1 protein-coding gene is annotated in these 1,242 nt (G+C 54.8%); it reads left to right on the top strand.

Going from position 1 to position 1,242, the window contains the following annotated elements:
- The first annotated feature begins 94 nt into the window (after window positions 1-94).
- Window positions 95-1,222, top strand: a complete 1,128-nt coding sequence (locus ACB030_RS20290; RefSeq protein WP_371162256.1) for an ISAs1 family transposase — start codon at window positions 95-97, stop codon at window positions 1,220-1,222.
- Window positions 1,223-1,242: the final 20 nt, after the last annotated feature.

Genomic DNA, 1,242 nt, shown 5'->3' with positions numbered 1-1,242 from the left:
CAGGGCGAGATCGCGAACGTTTATTGAGCACATTTACATGATTTGACCGATGTCGCGGGTTATGATCTTATGCTCCCTTTTCGGGAACCATTTCATGTCCATCGACGCTTTCTCTGAACACTTTGCCGAACTCCAAGATCCCAGACAAACCGCCAAAGTGGCCTACCCCCTGTTTGATGTTCTGTTCCTGACGCTCTGCGCCGTGATCGGCGGCGCTGAAGGATGGCAGGATATCGAGGACTTTGGTGAGGCGCACCTGGACTGGTTTCAGAAGCGCAAGCTCTTTCCCAATGGGCTGCCGGTTCACGACACCATTGCCCGCGTGATTTCCCGACTCGACCCGGTGCAATTTCAGCATTGCTTCCTCAACTGGATGGCAGCAGTCAGCAAGCGCTGCGAAGGGGACGTGATTGCGCTGGATGGCAAGGTGCTCAGAGGCTCCTATGACCGTGATAACCGGGCGTCAGCTATCCACATGGTCAGTGCTTTTTCCTGTGCCAATGGCGTAGTGCTCGGGCAGGTCAAGACGGATGCCAAGTCTAATGAGATCACCGCGATCCCGGCACTGCTGTCGATGCTGGATATCAACGGCTGTCTGATATCCATCGATGCGATGGGTTGCCAAACAGCCATAGCGGCTCAGGTTGTCGAGCAAGGGGGCCATTACCTGCTGGCTGTCAAAGGCAATCAGGAGCGCTTGTCGAATGCCATCCGTGAGGTGTTTCGGGATGTGTTGGCAGAAGAGCAACCGATCGCCAGCATCGAACAAAGCCGGGGGAGGATTGAGGTCCGGCAATATTATGTGTTGCCAGCCGATGCGGTGGCTCGAGCCTTCCCCGAGTGGAAGGGGTTGAGCACGTTGGGTGTGGCCATTGGATACCGGCGAGACAACAAAGGAAAAGAGTCGTTGGAGTACCGCTACTACATCAGTTCGGCGCCCTTGGAGCGAGCCACTTTCGCTAACGCAGTGCGCAGCCACTGGGGCATTGAAAACCAGTTACATTGGGTGTTGGACGTGGTGATGAAAGAGGATGCCTGCCAGATTTATCGGGAGGAGGGCTCAGCCAACTTGGCAGCAGTACGACATATTGCGCTGAACATGCTGCGCTCGGAGCGAAGCAAAAAGGTGAGCATCAGACGTAAGCAAAAGATAGCGGCAATGAACAGCAGCTATCTGGAGCAAGTGCTCCTGAGTGGCTTTAACGAGGTGGATGAAAAATAAGCACTCATGCGTTTGCCCTG

It is taken from the genome of Aeromonas sp. S16(2024), assembly GCF_041403065.1.
GTDB lineage: Bacteria > Pseudomonadota > Gammaproteobacteria > Enterobacterales > Aeromonadaceae > Aeromonas.
Note: the sequence above shows the minus strand (reverse complement) of the source record. Positions and strands in the feature narration are given on the sequence as shown.

Excerpts from the sequence above, each read along its gene's own strand:
- ACB030_RS20290 (WP_371162256.1), top strand. The coding sequence starts at position 95 with ATGTCCATCGACGCTTTCTCTGAACACTTTGCCGAACTCCAAGATCCC.